The sequence below is a fragment of the Bacillus sp. WC2503 genome, from assembly GCF_052682895.1.
Genome location: NZ_JBQYMD010000001.1, coordinates 3,434,473 through 3,448,870 on the forward strand (window position 1 = coordinate 3,434,473; position 14,398 = coordinate 3,448,870).

Here is a 14,398-nt window from a genome sequence, read left to right on the forward strand (position 1 = left end):
TGACTCAACAAATGAAAACGCTGTTATATTAGTTATTACGTTTTGCAATCAAATCGCAAATAGATAGTAAATATTCATCTTGTAATTGCAAGGAGCTAATCGCATCTTTTGCTTTTGCAATTGTTTCTTCTAAAATATTCTTTGCTCTATCTACAGTAAATAACGTCGTATATGTGCTCTTTTCGTTGGAAACATCACTACCAATCGGTTTTCCAATCTCTTCTTCGGTTCCTTCTACATCTAAAATATCATCTCGAATTTGGAAAGCTAGGCCAATATTTTTTGCAAACTCAAGTAACTTTTCTTCCTGCTCTTTTGTAGCATTAGAAAGTATCGCTCCTGCAAGTACAGCGAATTCAAGTAGTTTCCCGGTCTTATGCTTATGAATATACTCTAACTCATCAATCGTAAGTTGTTTCCCTTCAGCTTCCATATCCGCCACTTGTCCGCCAACCATTCCTTCCGGCCCAGCTGCTTTTGCAAGCTCAAGTACAAGTCTTACTTTTTTTTCAGCAGAGATTTCTTTTTGCTCATATGCCATAACAATTTGAAAAGCATACGTCAACAAACCATCTCCTGCTAAAACTGCCATTGCTTCACCAAATACTTTATGATTCGTGGGCTTTCCTCTTCTTAAATCATCATCATCCATACAAGGTAAATCATCATGAACTAACGAGTATGTATGTATCATTTCAAGAGCACAAGCTGCACCTACTCCAAGATTTCTTTCTTTCCCAAACGCTTGTAATGTTGCAAATAAAAGTAACGGGCGGAGACGTTTTCCACCCGCTTCCAAAGAATATGCCATCGCTTCACGAAGTACATTTGGACATTGTAATTCATTTGCATAGCTTACAAGCTTCTCTTCTACGAAAGTTTTACTTTCTTTCAAAAAAGTATCAAAAGCGATTTTCACTATGCTTCATCTCCTAAAGCAGTAAACGGTTCAAGCTCTCCATCTTCTCCAAGAATAACTGCCATTTGTTCTTGTACGTTCTTCAACTTCTCATCGCAAAGCTTAGATAATTCCATACCCTCTTTAAAATAAGAAATCGCTTCTTCTAAAGGTACATCACCTTGCTCTAGCTTAGATACGAGATGCTCAAGTTGCGAAATTGCCTCTTCAAAACTCACTTTATTTTCCATTATTCAATTCACGCTCCTCTATGCCTGATACGCTACAATCTAGTATTCCATCTTGTAATTGAACTGAAACAGCATCTCCAAGGCTGATATCTTTCACACTTTTTAACACTTGCTTCTCTTCATCATATACAAGCCCGTACCCTCTCATCATTACTTTAAGCGGACTTAATGCTTCAAGTTTTTGAGCAGCTCTTACAAAGGCAAATTCTTTCGTTTGAAGTAAAGTTTGCATTTCACGTTGTAATTGCTTTTGCAACGTTTCAATCGCTACCTTTGTTTGTATAATTTTTTGAGATGGGTGGTGCTTCTCTAAATAAAATGAAAGCTGTTTTAACTGATTCACCTTTTTATCAATGTAGCGCTCTTTCGCTAAAACAAGCTGTTCTAACGCTCTATCTAATTGCTCTTCCTTTTGTTCATATACTTGTCTTGGATAACGGAATGCATAAGATTTTTGCAATACTTGTAATTTTTCTTCTTTTTTATGTACTAACTCTCTCATTGCTCTTTGCAATCTTAGAGTTCTTTGTAATACCTTTTCTTGTAACTCTATAACGTTCGGTGCTGCTAGTTCAGCTGCTGCAGTCGGTGTTGGTGCACGTAAATCGGCAACAAAATCTGCGATTGTAAAATCTGTTTCATGCCCTACTGCTGAAATAATAGGAATTTCGCTCTTAAAGATTGCTCTTGCAACCACTTCCTCATTGAAAGCCCATAATTCCTCAATAGAACCTCCCCCGCGCCCAACAATTAATACATCTATATCTCCCATTTCATTCGCTGTACGAATCGCTTGTACAATCGAGGGAGCTGCTGACTCCCCCTGTACAAGTACTGGAAATACAATAACATTCCCAATTGGATAACGACGTTTAATCGTTGTTATGATATCACGAATCGCAGCTCCTGTTGGCGACGTAATTACCCCTATTGTTTTAGCATAAGGAGGGATTATTTTTTTATAAACTTGAGAAAACAATCCTTCTTCCTCTAAACGAACTTTTAATTGTTCGTAAGCCAAATGCAAATTTCCGACTCCGTCAGGTTGCATGTCTTGAATATAAATTTGATAAGAACCACTCGCCTCGTAAACAGAGATTTTCCCTTTTACAAGTACCTTCATCCCATTTTCAGGTCTGAATTTAATATTACGATTATGACCCGCAAACATAACCGCTGCGATTCTGGCATTTTCGTCTTTCAATGTAAAATACATGTGACCACGACTATGATTTTTAAAGTTGGAAATTTCACCTTTTAACCAAACAGACTGTAAATGCGGGTCATATTCTATTTTTGTTTTTATATAGCGTGTTAATGCTGTAACGGTTAAATATTGTTTCTCCATTTCTCTCTCCTCATAGCCGACTCAAATTATTTACAAACGACACCTGCGCGTTTGGCAGATTCAACAGTATTATGAAGAAGCATTGTAATCGTCATTGGACCAACACCCTTTGGCACAGGCGTAATGTAACCCGCAACGTCTAACACGTTGTCAAAGTCAACATCACCACAAAGCTTGCCTGTTTCTAATCGATTCACACCAACGTCAATTACAACCGCGCCTTCTTTCATATAATCAGCTGTTACCATTTTAGGTCGTCCAACAGCTACGATTAAAATATCAGCTAACTTCGATAATTCTTTAATATTTTGCGTCTTAGAATGACAATATGTGACAGTTGCATTTTCATTTAAGAACAATTGCCCCACTGGTTTGCCGACAATATTACTTCTTCCAATTATTACAACATGTTTTCCCGAAATATCAAGATTCGTTTCTTTTACTAATTCTACAATACCATGCGGTGTACATGGAAGGAATGTATCTTGTCCCGTCATCATACGTCCCACGCTGATTGGGTGAAATCCATCTACATCCTTTTCTGGTGAAATTCTTTCAATGATAGCTTTTTCTTCAATATGTTTTGGTAAAGGTAATTGCACTAATATGCCATTAATGCGGTCATCGCCATTTAAGCGATCGATTTCAGCAAGCAAACGTTCCTCAGTAATCGTTTCAGGAAGTTCAATTAGCTCAGAATAAATTCCTACTTGTTCACAGCCTTTTTCTTTTCCTTTTACGTAAGAACGAGATGCTGGATCTTCTCCCACTAAAATCACTGCTAATCCTGGTACAATCCCTTGTTCTTTCAACTTCACAACTTCTTCTGTTAATTGTGCTCGTTTTTTCTCCGCAACTTCATTTCCTTTGATGATTACTGCTACCATTTTAAGATTCCCCCTTAAAGAAATTACAGTGTATCTTTTATATTAGATAAAACGCCGTTAATAAAACGACGAGATTCCTCATCCCCAAATGTTTTAGCAATTTCAATTGCCTCGTTAATTGTTACGTTGTGTGGAATTTCTTCCATGTACTTCATTTCATACACAGCTACACGTAAAATACTGCGATCAACAATACTAATACGCTCAAGCTTCCACTTTTTTAAGTTTTGACGAATTGCTGCGTCAATCTCTTCTTTATTGTCTACAAATCCTACAACAAGTGATTCTAAAAACTCATTTGTTTCTTCACCTTCATCTAGCGTATTTTCCACCGCTACCTTCGGTTCTAATTCACCTGTAATATCCATTTGGTATAATGCTTGCATAGCTCTTTCTCTAGCCGTCCTACGTTTCATTGTAACTCTCCTTTATGCTTCAAGTCTTTCCTTATGCTTTGTTATATTATTATAATTTATAAGCCGTCAATTCACTTACTCTTACAGTTTTCATTGATTTTCCAACCTTATAATACAATGATAATAACACAATTTATCGTTTCACACACGGGTTACAAGGCTGAAAAATAATAAAAAGATTAACTTCAAGTTCCATATCTTATCACAATGTACGTTTTTTGGAAAAACGAAACATTTTCTTTTTTATTTCTTATTTTTTGAAATAGTATAACAATTAGAGGATTGTAATTTGTGAAGAAATGAAACGATAAAAAAGATGCCTATGTTACTAGGCACCTTTTTCATTCTTACACTGGTTCAATTTCTGTTTTTTGTGTTTCGAATGTTACGCCAACGATGTGAACATTCACTTCTTTTGGCTCAAGTCCTGTCATTGTAAAGAGTGCTTGGCGAATATTGTCTTGAATCTTTTGTGCAACAACTGGAATTGCTACACCAAAATACATTACAACATAAAGGTCGACGATAATATCTTCGTTTGCTAATTCAACCTTTACACCTTTACCATGATTTTTCTTACCTAACTTCTCAACAACATCTGTAGCAAAATTACCACGCATTGCCGCCACACCTTCTACCTCAGCAGCTGCAATACCTGCAATTACTTCAATTACTTCTGGTGCAATTTCTACTTTACCAAGAGTTGTATCTTGACCCATATCTAACATATGTTCAGCCATGAAAAAAACCTCCTTTAATGTATCACTGCGTCACAAGTTCATGCTCTTCCAAAAACTTCGTATTAAACTCACCTTTTACAAAATCAGGATGATCTAACAATTGCAAATGGAACGGGATTGTTGTATGTACACCTTCAATGACAAACTCACTGAGTGCACGCTTCATTTTTGCAATTGCCTCTTCACGTGTTTTTCCGTGAACAATTAATTTAGCAACCATCGAATCATAGAAAGGTGGGATTGAATATCCCGGATATACAGCTGAATCGACGCGAATACCAAATCCGCCTGGTGGTAAGTACATTTCTACTTTACCTGGAGATGGCATAAATTTTTTGGCAGGGTTTTCCGCATTAATTCGGCATTCAATTGCCCAACCATTAAATTGTACTTCTTCTTGCTGTAACGATAACTTTTCTCCAGAAGCAACAAGAATTTGCTCTTTAATTAAGTCCATTCCTGTCACCATTTCAGTAACCGGATGCTCAACTTGAATTCTCGTATTCATCTCCATGAAATAAAAGCTTTTCGTTTTATATTCATAAATAAACTCAACCGTACCAGCACCTGTATAATCAACCGCTACCGCCGCTTTAACTGCCGCTTCCCCCATCTGCTTGCGAACATTTTCATCAAGTGCAGGTGATGGACTTTCTTCTAATAGTTTCTGCAAACGGCGCTGAATTGTACAATCACGCTCTCCTAAATGAATGGCATTTCCGTGTGTATCTGCCATTATTTGAATCTCAACATGGCGGAAATCTTCAACGTACTTTTCTAAGTATACACCAGGGTTCCCAAAAGCGGTACTAGCTTCTTGCTGTGTAATTTGAATTCCTTTTACAAGCTCTTCTTCATGACGTGCAACACGAATACCTTTTCCGCCGCCACCTGCAGTCGCTTTAATAATAACTGGATATCCAATTTGATTTGCAAGCTCGATCGCTTCCTCGGTATTTTTTATAATCCCTTGTGAACCTGGTACAATCGGAACCCCTGCTTTTTCCATTGTATCACGAGCAACGTCTTTTGTGCCCATCTTTGAAATAGCTTCTGGACTTGGACCGATAAAAATTAAGTTACATTCACGGCATAACTCTGCGAAATCTGCATTCTCTGCTAAAAATCCGTATCCCGGATGGATAGCATCGCAGCCCGTTAACTTCGCAACGCTAATAATGTTCGTCAAATTTAAATAACTTTCTTTTGAAACTGTTGGTCCTACACAATACGCCTCATCTGCAATTTGTACGTGAAGTGACTCTTTATCTGCTTCTGAATAAATCGCAACTGTTTCAATATCCATTTCTTTACAAGCACGAATAATTCGTACAGCAATTTCCCCACGATTGGCTATTAATACTTTTTTTATCATCACAAAGACTCCCTTATTACGCTTTCACAAGAAATAGCGGTTGTCCATACTCAACAAGCTGTCCGTTATTAACAAGAATCTCAACAATTTCGCCCTCTACATCAGCGTCAATTTCGTTAAATAACTTCATAGCCTCGACAATACATACGATAGAATCTTTCGATACCCTGTCTCCAACACTTACATATGGAGGTGTATCAGGTGAAGATGAAGAATAGAATGTACCTACCATTGGTGAGGTAATCTTATGTAGGTTTTCATCTTGAACAGCTTTCTTCTCTTCTTGTTTTGGTGCTTCTACTTGCGCTGCCGCTACTGCTGTTTCAACTTCAACAGATGCTACTGGTTGCATAGCTTGTTTCGCTACAGGTGCTTGCATCGCAACAACTTCATTACCACGCTTTTTCATTTTGATTGTTGTACCGTCTTTTTTGTATTCAAATTCATCAATATTAGAGCTATCAATTAATTTAATTAATTCACGAACTTCTTGAATTTTAAACATGTAAAATCCACTCCCATACTCTTGTTTGTCCCGTTTTTACAGATTCTCATCACTAACACTAGATTGACTGTAAAAATACGATGTATTCTATTAGAAAATTTATTTTATTTACTAATAGAAATATTTACTATTTCCATCTTACGATAAATTTTTTAAACATTCCAATTTATATTTCTTTATAATAAATCGAAACTCCTGTAAAAATATTATTCCAATAAAAAATTTATTACCTAGTAATAATACCAAGTTTCACACGAAATTGGCAAGACCACTTCCTAAAAAACATTCCTTACCTTTTCAAAATGCTACACAGTAAACATATAATTGCCGCTCCACTCTTCACCACATCTATGGTTCATAACATATTTTTACCAAATATTATTTTTTTGTTTACACGCCGTTCATCATTCCTTCATATAAGAATAGTATGTTCAAAGTGTAGAAAATATATTGTATCGAGGTGTGGACATATGATATGGCTCATGCTCTTCTTACCTGCCGTAATGGTTTGGGCATTCGTTCTCTTCATCCACGTCAAATCTGGAAAAAGTAATCATCATCACCATGAACCGCTAATTTTTTATTCACAACGTATTTCTCCATTCCGAGTTGAACATAGTAAAAACACATACAAAGACGAAATAGAAAAAAGCTATCGAAAGTGACAGCTTTTTTCTATTATTATTTTTATCTAATTATTTTGAAGTACTCTATGTTCTTATTTACAAACAATGCGATTAGTAAAAATTAATAATCCGTGGGGGAAATCCCCCACGGATTAAAATTCTACTTATTTTGCTGATGGATCAAATTTCACACCTACATCTTTAGAACCGCCTTCACTTCTTACAAGCTGTATAATTTTATTCGCTTCTTTTTGTGAATGTTTCGCTGCCTTCACTGTTACTCTAATGTCAGTTCCATCAGCTCTTACAAGGGCATCTTTATATCCTCCTTGAGCTTTAATAACTGTTTCAAGTAAACCTTCTTTTGTTTCCATTGTAGCGATTGCATCCATACCATCTTTCGCCTTACTTCTTTCTTCAGCAGTAGCGTTAGAAGACTTTATTACATTTTGTAATTTTTCTCTTTCAGCACTACGCTTATCTTCCATTTGCATACGTAAAGCTGTGAAATTCTCATCACTCGATTGAACTGATACATTCCCCTCTTTTTTACTTGTTTCTTTTTTAGCATTTTCTTTTTTATCTGTCTCTTTATTTGTTGTCTCTTTATTTGGTGTTTCCTTGCTTGGAGTTTCTTTTGTTGTTTCTTTATTTGGCGTTTCGTTTGTTACTGCTTTGTCAGTACCTTGTTTTTCTTGTCCAATCTTTTCACCTGTTGCCGGCGATGCTGTATTCATTTTGTCAGGAGTTGTTACGTAATACACAGATAGTACAACAACTAAACTTAACATTGTTAATAGCCAAACCGTTTGTTTTTTTAACACTTTATTTCCTCCCTATCAATTTTTCGGTGAAACTGAAACACGATGGGCTGGTACATCTAGCAGCCTTATCACAGCTTCTTTTACCATTGCTTTAACTTGTATATTATCCACTCCTTTTGCTACGACGAGAACACCTCGTACTTTCGGTTTCTCTGTCCGTAAAACAACGGGAGTTTCTTTATCACCTTCACGTATAATGACAGTCTTTTCATCAAGAGACTCGTCCTCTACTTCCCTCTTACCGCCTGTTTTATCTGTTTCACCTGTTGTTTGTGAGCGTTTCACTGTATTTTTTTCTAAAATTTTTTCTTCAGATGAATCTAAATTCACCTTAATCGTTACGTCTTTTACTCCTGCTATTTCTTCTAAAGCAGCTTTTAATTCTTGTTCATACGCTTTTTCATATTTTTCTACATTTGACATACTATCATTACTTTTTTGTCCGAAAGTTGGTACGTCTTTTTCTTGGTTTTGAGTTTTTTGTTCTTTAAATACAGGTACTTCTTCTTTTTTACTTGAAAAGAGACTACTAGAAAACATAAGCAAAATTCCAAGTATGAGTAGGACAAGTAAAAACTTAGGTGTTACCTTTTTCCCCTTCTCGTTGCTTTCTTTTTGATCCCCATTCAATAAGTTTCGAAAAAATGAGAACTTCGAATTTTTATCTTTATTTTCCATTTACTCTACCTGTCCTCCCTTCCGTTTGAACTTGGATTTGTTTATTCTCTAGTTGCCACCTGCTTGAAAAGAAATCTTTCATTTCTACATTCGTTTCTTCTACCTTTTTTGGAGGTTCATTCGTATTAATTTCAATTGGCTTTACTGTTTCAATTGCGTCATTTTTACTGCGTTCTTTTTCTTTCAACGTCACAACAACAGATTGAATATCTTTGGCTGACTTTACTTCTTCTACCCTTTCCGTTGCGACTATTTGTATTTCAGAGACTGTCATACCATACTTTTTCTCAAACTCTTTTCCTACTTCTTTTTTCATTTTGGTAGCCATCTCTTCTAAACTATATGCACGTGTTAGAGCTTGTATTTCTTTTTTCTTCGAATCTATTGAATTTTTTACAGATCCCTCTGCTACATACTTTTCTTCATTAAAATTTGCGATTACTTCATTTACATCTGTTTGCAACAGTTTAAAAAGAGGTGTTAAAATTAATACAACTAATAGTAGACTTACGACGAATTTAACGTATTTTTGCAAATTCGAGTTTGGAAGAATAAGATGAAGCATTGTCGCTAAGAGTAAAAAAACGATAATATTTCTAATCCACTCTGTAACAAATTGCATACTCTTCACCTCCTATCGCATCATAAGCGTAATGTTCCCCGCAGCAATAATAATTGTGATACTTAAAAAGAACATAAATGATACGATAGCTAAGCAAGCAAACACGTAAATGATGCTTCGTCCAATGATATCTAAACATTGAATAATTGCTCCTCCGCCAACTGGTTGCAATACTGCTGCTGCGAATTTATAAATAAACGCGATACAAAAAATTTGAATCGCTGGAAAAGCGACAATTAAACATAAAATAACGAGCCCTATAATTCCGACTGTATTTTTTAATAACCCCGACGCACTAATAACAGTATCCGCTGCCTCTGTAAACATCCTTCCAACTACAGGAATAAAGTTCCCTGTTACAAATTTAGCAGTTTTCACAGCTATCCCATCAGCAACCGCTGTCGCTGTTCCTTGTACAGATAATACTCCTAAAAAAATCGTTAAAAAGATCCCGATAATCCCAACGCTAACGTTTTGCAGAAGCTTAGACAATTTCGTAACTTTATATTGATCACTCATCGTACTTACAATACTTAATATCGTTGCAAGTAATAAAAGTGGTAGAACGATGTAATTCATAAGAAGCCCACTCGTATTCATTAAGAAAATGATAATCGGATGAAAAAACGATACAGATACAACACCGCCTCCAGTTGCTATGAGTGCAAGCAAGATTGGTAATAGCGCTAATATGAAATCTACCATTGTTTGTATCGTTTCTCTTGCATATGTCATAACCACATAAAAACTATTTAAAGCAAAAATAATAAGCACCATATATACAACTGCATCGGCAATTTTACTTACACTACTCTTTGAAAAGGCAGATTGCAGTGATTGCAACAATGCACTAAAAATTGTGAGCATAATGAGTGTTCCAAGTAGCTTTCCATTTGCAGCAAGCTCGTGAAACAAATATTTTAATAAACCTAGCATCCATTCTTTTATAGAGAATTCTTTTTCTCCCTTTACAAACTCCATAAAGCTTCCTTTTTGACTCTCTGGTAAATAACCTCCATATTTTGTAACAAGCCCGTCCCAAAATTGCTTCACATCTTCAATTCCGAGCTTATCCAATTGTTGATCAACGACGTTTGTTTCTACAGGAGAAGCTTGTACAACAACCGGTAAAGAAAAGAAAAGGAAGCAAGCAAATAGCAGCTTAGCTCCAAACTTCCTCAACATTCACTCCCCCTTATCCCGTCGGTAAAAATCCGAGAATAGTTTCAATTACGACTGTCAAAATAGGAATTGCCATAACGAGAATTAAGATTTTACCAGCTAGTTCAATTTTCGAAGCGATTGCACCTTGCCCAGCATCTTTTGTAATTTGCGCTCCAAACTCAGCGATATAAGCAATCCCAATAATTTTCAGTAACGTTTCTACATAGACGTTGCTAACTTTCGCTTCACTCGCTACTCTCTCAATCATTTGTAAAATAGAGTGAATTTGATCGATTAAAATAAGAAACATTACGCTACCTACAAAAACAATAAATAACGATGTAATGCTAGATTTATGCTGATTCAAAACAGCTGCTAAAAACGTAGCAACGAGGCCTAATCCGACAATTTGTATAATTTCGATTCGAACCGCCTCCTTTACTGGAAGAGAAAGACACTTTTAATCTTGTCGAACAACGTATTAATTAAAAATGCAACATGGAATAGAATGACGACAAAACCGACAAGGATAACCCAATTTGCAATATCCTCTCGTTTTAATTCTTTTAATACGGTATGAATGAAAGCTAAAACAATGCCGATTCCGGCGATTTGAAATATTAATCCAACATCAATGGACATCGCCTTTCTCCCTCCTATAGCAGTAAAATTACGATAAGTAGCCCCGCTAGTACCCCTAAGCTCTTAATCATTTTTTCATATTGCAGTTGTAACGCTTTCGCTTCTTCTTCCTCTCTCTCTAAATGTGTAATACATAATCGAATATGTTTTTGTTGTGATTCACGATCATGTTGTCCAAGTGTTTCACCAAATTGCTGCAAGATTTCATACTCGGTTTGTTGAAATGCTGTTAACTTCCAATTCTCTTTCAAACTTTCTATCCAAGCTTCCCTTACTGTTTGTTCCCCGTTTTCTAGTTTTTTGGCGAAACTTTGAAATATCCAATTTAATGGCTTGGGCATTTGTTTAACTAATCGTTCGGCGGCTTCAGATAAAGGTGTGTGCCCATACATAATTTCTGCCTCTAATGATTGGAGTGCCGATTTTAATAGTCTAAGTTGCCGCGGCCTCTCACTATATCTTTTTGCGTATGAAAACCCGAAAAAAGTGCTGACCGCAACGATTAACACTGCACCAATTATTTTCACCATACGCCCCCAGCCTTTCGATTCGGTAGTACTGGTTTTCCATATCTATCTTTCACTTGCATAACTGTTCCTGGGCCTCTTGCTTTTGATAACTCCACAAACCTATCAAATATGCCAAGCTCCAGCACTGCCTGTAGCGATGGACGTTTCACAACATCATCATAAGAAAACCCGTGTGCACTTATAAAAAGCTGGACCCCTGCATGCACCGCCTCCATAATTGCTTCACTATCTTCTTTACGTCCAATCTCATCTACGATCAAAACATCTGGACTCATAGAACGAATCATCATCATCATTCCTTCAGCCTTTGGACATGCGTCTAACACATCTACTCGTGTACCAAATTCATACTGAGGGATTCCTTTCACACATCCAGCAATTTCTGACCGCTCATCAACAATCCCCACTTTGCAAGAAGGAATTTTCGACGTACCAACCCCTTGACTCATGCAACGTGCTACATCCCTTAAAAGTGTCGTTTTCCCCGTTTGCGGCGGGCCAATTACCATCGTGTTTAACCATCTTGATTCATACAAATACGGCAAAAGCGGCTCAGCTATTCCTATTTTTTGACGAGCAATACGAATATTAAATGAAGAGACATCACGAATCATTTTCACTGTACTTTTCTCTGTAATGACTTTTCCTGCTAGGCCAATTCTATGTCCTCCTCGAAGTGTCACATACCCACGTTTCAATTCCTCTTCCATCGTATAAATTGAGAATTGACTTAACTTATTCAATAAGTAACTTGCATCTTCTGCTGTAGCGATATAGTCATAAAAAAACACCTCTCCATGCGCAATACACTCTAGCGGTCTTCCAATTCGAACACGAATTTCCTCTAAAGTATTGTATTGCTTACAACTTTCAACTAACTGTTTCATCATTTTTGGTAAAACCTCTAATACTTCTTTCATAGGCTTCTCCCCACTATACTCGACTTACTATTTCAACAATGCGATAAAAATGCAGCCAATTCCAAGTGCCAGAAAAAAGAGTTTCAAGAAAGAAATTTCGCTCGCTACACTCGCTATGCCTATTGTCATTGTTAAAATTAATACAGTCGGTCCAACAAACGCCAACATACCATTTATAAACAATGCTTTCTTCGCATCATTCACGTAAAGCATAAGCAAAGCGGCGAATATTTCCGCGCTACCCGAAAACAACCGAAGTAACCCCATTACGAGCACGGATGTTTCCATTGCCGCTAGCCACTGTTTCATTCTCCCACCTTCTCCCGTAACGGTTACGAATTCTACATTCCAAAAAAGAATATATTTGTACAACCATATGCAGAGGTTGTCTATTTCAGAAGTAAAAACATAATTTTTCTCTAACACCTTTATTTAAATCTGAATATTCGTGTTTTTTAATGGTATATTATGGTATATTTAATTTAAAAGGGGTATAGACGATGCAGCACGTTACTTTATTACCACTTGATTTACGCTATGCAAATGTGCTTTTTGAGCTATCAAGTGAACCACACGTAAAAAATGCATTAGGAATACAGGTAGAAAAAGTCGAAGACACGAAAGCATTTCTTCTTTTTGCAATAGAAGAAGAGCGCCAAAAGAAGTCTTTATCGAGAATGATTGTAAATGAAGAGAATGAAATACTTGGCCTCACCACACTTAAACATATTAATTATGGGAAGAAACAATCTCACATTGGTAGTTGGCTTGGCTATCCATATTGGGGTAAAGGGTATAATGAGGCAGCTAAAAAAGAAATCTTTAAAATCGCTTTTTTAGACTTACAACTTACATACGTATTCACTGGTGCTAAAACGACTAACATTCGCTCGTTAAAAGCACAAGAAAAACTACCTTACATTTCATTGCATGTGAAAAACAAGTTTCCAGGCAAACATGCTGCACTGGAGAAAGAAGTAAAATCACCTTGCGTACTGCATGTCGTATCGCGTAAGAAATTTTTAAATTGGCTGGACGTACAAAATGAGGGGGGAAAATATGAAGGTTTTGAAAATTAGTTTAACAATTGTAGTAGAATTAGCTCTTATTTATCTTTTTTCATTATTGGTCGGTTGGTCATTTATAGAGACCTTTTTCCTTGGCAGTCTAGCAATATTTGCAATTATGTGGTTAATTATTATGAGTAACCATAGAAATAACATTACAGATCACGCAATAAGTAAAACATTAACTGGTGTTGAGACTGGTGAAATAAAACCATTTCAATTCATTTTCACACCATATATAGCGGGTACTCTTTCACTTGTTTTAGTTAGTTTTGTTGTCACCGCAATTTACTATATGCCCTATTTTCTATAAAAAAGCACTCGTGATAATCACGAGTGCTTTTTTACTATGCACGAGAAACGTATTTACCTTCACCAGTGTTGATGATAAGCATTTCGCCTTCGTTAATGAAGATTGGTACTTGTACAACAAGACCAGTTTCTAATGTAGCTGGTTTTGTTACGTTAGAAGCTGTGTCACCTTTAATACCAGGCTCTGTTTCTGTAACTTTTAATTCAACTGTGTTCGGAAGTTCAACACCAAGTACTTCACCTTGGTATGTCATAATAGATACTTCCATGTTTTCTTTTAGGAATTTTAATTCGCGCTCGATTTGGTTTTCACCAAGTTCGATTTGCTCATAAGTTCCGTTATCCATAAATACATGAGCCTCACCGCTCGCGTATAAGTATTGCATACGACGGTTTTCGATGTGTGCTTTTTCTACTTTTTCACCTGCACGGAATGTTTTCTCTTGAACAGAACCTGTGCGAAGGTTACGTAGTTTAGAACGAACGAATGCAGCACCTTTACCTGGCTTTACGTGTTGGAAATCAAGTACTTGCCAAAGGGCATTGTCCACTGAAATTGTTAAACCTGTACGAAAATCGTTTACTGAAATCAT

General features: G+C 36.5%; 21 protein-coding genes. 3 read left to right on the forward strand and 18 right to left on the reverse strand.

Translation table 11 applies throughout. The annotated features are described in order from the left end of the window. Nucleotides 1–28 precede the first annotated feature (28 nt). The 8 genes from ispA to accB form a co-directional block, all read right to left on the reverse strand. On the reverse strand, nucleotides 29–919 hold the full coding sequence (gene ispA, locus ACUN26_RS17505) for a (2E,6E)-farnesyl diphosphate synthase (protein ID WP_000683954.1): 891 nt from the start codon (nucleotides 917–919) through the stop codon (nucleotides 29–31). Continuing rightward, the gene (gene xseB, locus ACUN26_RS17510) at nucleotides 919–1,149 is read right to left on the reverse strand and encodes an exodeoxyribonuclease VII small subunit (RefSeq protein WP_000428977.1); all 231 of its coding nucleotides are present in this window, start codon (nucleotides 1,147–1,149) and stop codon (nucleotides 919–921) included. The genes ispA and xseB overlap by 1 nt, the downstream gene beginning before the upstream one ends. Then, the gene (xseA, locus tag ACUN26_RS17515) at nucleotides 1,139–2,497 is read right to left on the reverse strand and encodes an exodeoxyribonuclease VII large subunit (RefSeq protein ID WP_000415263.1); all 1,359 of its coding nucleotides are present in this window, start codon (nucleotides 2,495–2,497) and stop codon (nucleotides 1,139–1,141) included. The genes xseB and xseA overlap by 11 nt, the downstream gene beginning before the upstream one ends. Nucleotides 2,498–2,523: 26 nt before the next feature. Further along, nucleotides 2,524–3,384: a bifunctional methylenetetrahydrofolate dehydrogenase/methenyltetrahydrofolate cyclohydrolase FolD gene (gene folD / locus ACUN26_RS17520; RefSeq protein WP_000226729.1), complete on the reverse strand. Its 861-nt coding sequence runs from the start codon at nucleotides 3,382–3,384 to the stop codon at nucleotides 2,524–2,526. A gap of 23 nt (nucleotides 3,385–3,407) precedes the next feature. Further along, nucleotides 3,408–3,800 (reverse strand): N utilization substance protein NusB, encoded by a 393-nt coding sequence (gene nusB / locus ACUN26_RS17525; RefSeq protein WP_000830246.1) that lies wholly within the window; start codon nucleotides 3,798–3,800, stop codon nucleotides 3,408–3,410. Between the two features lie 347 nt (nucleotides 3,801–4,147). Then, on the reverse strand, nucleotides 4,148–4,540 hold the full coding sequence (locus ACUN26_RS17530) for an Asp23/Gls24 family envelope stress response protein (protein ID WP_000807630.1): 393 nt from the start codon (nucleotides 4,538–4,540) through the stop codon (nucleotides 4,148–4,150). Nucleotides 4,541–4,562: 22 nt separating this feature from the next. Continuing rightward, nucleotides 4,563–5,915, reverse strand: a complete 1,353-nt coding sequence (accC, locus tag ACUN26_RS17535; protein ID WP_000592880.1) for an acetyl-CoA carboxylase biotin carboxylase subunit — start codon at nucleotides 5,913–5,915, stop codon at nucleotides 4,563–4,565. A 16-nt stretch (nucleotides 5,916–5,931) separates the two neighbouring features. After that, a complete protein-coding gene (accB, locus tag ACUN26_RS17540) occupies nucleotides 5,932–6,420 on the reverse strand; it encodes an acetyl-CoA carboxylase biotin carboxyl carrier protein (RefSeq protein WP_000472854.1) in 489 nt (162 codons plus the stop codon). Between the two features lie 470 nt (nucleotides 6,421–6,890). Here accB and ACUN26_RS17545 point away from each other — a divergent pair, with 470 nt between their 5' ends. Next, entirely contained in the window at nucleotides 6,891–7,085 is a 195-nt protein-coding gene (locus tag ACUN26_RS17545; protein WP_000638008.1) for a hypothetical protein, read from the forward strand. A gap of 125 nt (nucleotides 7,086–7,210) precedes the next feature. Here ACUN26_RS17545 and ACUN26_RS17550 read toward each other — a convergent pair whose 3' ends face one another. From ACUN26_RS17550 to ACUN26_RS17590, 9 genes are read right to left on the reverse strand one after another with little or no spacing between them, the layout of a single operon-like run. After that, a complete protein-coding gene (locus ACUN26_RS17550; RefSeq protein WP_000914719.1) occupies nucleotides 7,211–7,870 on the reverse strand; it encodes a SpoIIIAH-like family protein in 660 nt (219 codons plus the stop codon). Nucleotides 7,871–7,885: 15 nt separating this feature from the next. Continuing rightward, entirely contained in the window at nucleotides 7,886–8,548 is a 663-nt protein-coding gene (gene spoIIIAG, locus ACUN26_RS17555) for a stage III sporulation protein AG (protein WP_000428106.1), read from the reverse strand. Continuing rightward, nucleotides 8,538–9,170, reverse strand: coding sequence for a stage III sporulation protein AF (gene spoIIIAF / locus ACUN26_RS17560; protein ID WP_001161042.1), 633 nt, complete (start codon nucleotides 9,168–9,170; stop codon nucleotides 8,538–8,540). The genes spoIIIAG and spoIIIAF overlap by 11 nt, the downstream gene beginning before the upstream one ends. A gap of 12 nt (nucleotides 9,171–9,182) precedes the next feature. Beyond that, a complete protein-coding gene (spoIIIAE, locus tag ACUN26_RS17565; RefSeq protein ID WP_000944633.1) occupies nucleotides 9,183–10,355 on the reverse strand; it encodes a stage III sporulation protein AE in 1,173 nt (390 codons plus the stop codon). A gap of 10 nt (nucleotides 10,356–10,365) precedes the next feature. Then, the gene (spoIIIAD, locus tag ACUN26_RS17570; RefSeq protein ID WP_077393170.1) at nucleotides 10,366–10,749 is read right to left on the reverse strand and encodes a stage III sporulation protein AD; all 384 of its coding nucleotides are present in this window, start codon (nucleotides 10,747–10,749) and stop codon (nucleotides 10,366–10,368) included. A 23-nt stretch (nucleotides 10,750–10,772) separates the two neighbouring features. Beyond that, nucleotides 10,773–10,976, reverse strand: a complete 204-nt coding sequence (gene spoIIIAC, locus ACUN26_RS17575) for a stage III sporulation protein AC (protein ID WP_000020914.1) — start codon at nucleotides 10,974–10,976, stop codon at nucleotides 10,773–10,775. 14 nt (nucleotides 10,977–10,990) lie between these two features. Continuing rightward, on the reverse strand, nucleotides 10,991–11,506 hold the full coding sequence (gene spoIIIAB / locus ACUN26_RS17580; protein WP_015000953.1) for a stage III sporulation protein SpoIIIAB: 516 nt from the start codon (nucleotides 11,504–11,506) through the stop codon (nucleotides 10,991–10,993). Further along, nucleotides 11,500–12,426, reverse strand: coding sequence for a stage III sporulation protein AA (spoIIIAA, locus tag ACUN26_RS17585; RefSeq protein ID WP_000665879.1), 927 nt, complete (start codon nucleotides 12,424–12,426; stop codon nucleotides 11,500–11,502). The genes spoIIIAB and spoIIIAA overlap by 7 nt, the downstream gene beginning before the upstream one ends. Nucleotides 12,427–12,453: 27 nt before the next feature. Then, nucleotides 12,454–12,735, reverse strand: coding sequence for a YqhV family protein (locus tag ACUN26_RS17590; protein ID WP_000816054.1), 282 nt, complete (start codon nucleotides 12,733–12,735; stop codon nucleotides 12,454–12,456). 191 nt (nucleotides 12,736–12,926) lie between these two features. Between ACUN26_RS17590 and ACUN26_RS17595 the strand changes: the two genes are divergently transcribed. Both ACUN26_RS17595 and ACUN26_RS17600 read left to right on the forward strand, forming a co-directional pair. Further along, nucleotides 12,927–13,505: a GNAT family N-acetyltransferase gene (locus ACUN26_RS17595; RefSeq protein ID WP_001164999.1), complete on the forward strand. Its 579-nt coding sequence runs from the start codon at nucleotides 12,927–12,929 to the stop codon at nucleotides 13,503–13,505. Next, nucleotides 13,486–13,806, forward strand: a complete 321-nt coding sequence (locus ACUN26_RS17600; protein WP_000866179.1) for a hypothetical protein — start codon at nucleotides 13,486–13,488, stop codon at nucleotides 13,804–13,806. The genes ACUN26_RS17595 and ACUN26_RS17600 overlap by 20 nt, the downstream gene beginning before the upstream one ends. Before the next feature lie 34 nt (nucleotides 13,807–13,840). On the opposite strand, the gene efp is transcribed toward ACUN26_RS17600, so the two are convergent. Continuing rightward, nucleotides 13,841–14,398 carry an elongation factor P gene (gene efp, locus ACUN26_RS17605; RefSeq protein ID WP_000626519.1) on the reverse strand — a complete coding sequence of 186 codons (558 nt, stop codon included), beginning with the start codon at nucleotides 14,396–14,398 and terminating at the stop codon, nucleotides 13,841–13,843.

Bases quoted from the DNA above. Each gene is read 5' to 3' on its own strand.
- xseB (WP_000428977.1), bottom strand. From the start codon at position 1,149: ATGGAAAATAAAGTGAGTTTTGAAGAGGCAATTTCGCAACTTGAGCAT.
- xseA (WP_000415263.1), bottom strand. From the start codon at position 2,497: ATGGAGAAACAATATTTAACCGTTACAGCATTAACACGCTATATAAAA.
- folD (WP_000226729.1), bottom strand. From the start codon at position 3,384: ATGGTAGCAGTAATCATCAAAGGAAATGAAGTTGCGGAGAAAAAACGA.
- nusB (WP_000830246.1), bottom strand. From the start codon at position 3,800: ATGAAACGTAGGACGGCTAGAGAAAGAGCTATGCAAGCATTATACCAA.
- ACUN26_RS17530 (WP_000807630.1), bottom strand. From the start codon at position 4,540: ATGGCTGAACATATGTTAGATATGGGTCAAGATACAACTCTTGGTAAA.
- accC (WP_000592880.1), bottom strand. From the start codon at position 5,915: ATGATAAAAAAAGTATTAATAGCCAATCGTGGGGAAATTGCTGTACGA.
- accB (WP_000472854.1), bottom strand. From the start codon at position 6,420: ATGTTTAAAATTCAAGAAGTTCGTGAATTAATTAAATTAATTGATAGC.
- ACUN26_RS17545 (WP_000638008.1), top strand. From the start codon at position 6,891: ATGATATGGCTCATGCTCTTCTTACCTGCCGTAATGGTTTGGGCATTC.
- spoIIIAG (WP_000428106.1), bottom strand. From the start codon at position 8,548: ATGGAAAATAAAGATAAAAATTCGAAGTTCTCATTTTTTCGAAACTTA.
- spoIIIAF (WP_001161042.1), bottom strand. From the start codon at position 9,170: ATGCAATTTGTTACAGAGTGGATTAGAAATATTATCGTTTTTTTACTC.
- spoIIIAE (WP_000944633.1), bottom strand. From the start codon at position 10,355: ATGTTGAGGAAGTTTGGAGCTAAGCTGCTATTTGCTTGCTTCCTTTTC.
- spoIIIAC (WP_000020914.1), bottom strand. From the start codon at position 10,976: ATGTCCATTGATGTTGGATTAATATTTCAAATCGCCGGAATCGGCATT.
- spoIIIAB (WP_015000953.1), bottom strand. From the start codon at position 11,506: ATGGTGAAAATAATTGGTGCAGTGTTAATCGTTGCGGTCAGCACTTTT.
- spoIIIAA (WP_000665879.1), bottom strand. From the start codon at position 12,426: ATGAAAGAAGTATTAGAGGTTTTACCAAAAATGATGAAACAGTTAGTT.
- ACUN26_RS17590 (WP_000816054.1), bottom strand. From the start codon at position 12,735: ATGAAACAGTGGCTAGCGGCAATGGAAACATCCGTGCTCGTAATGGGG.
- ACUN26_RS17595 (WP_001164999.1), top strand. From the start codon at position 12,927: ATGCAGCACGTTACTTTATTACCACTTGATTTACGCTATGCAAATGTG.
- ACUN26_RS17600 (WP_000866179.1), top strand. From the start codon at position 13,486: ATGAAGGTTTTGAAAATTAGTTTAACAATTGTAGTAGAATTAGCTCTT.
- efp (WP_000626519.1), bottom strand. From the start codon at position 14,398: ATGATTTCAGTAAACGATTTTCGTACAGGTTTAACAATTTCAGTGGAC.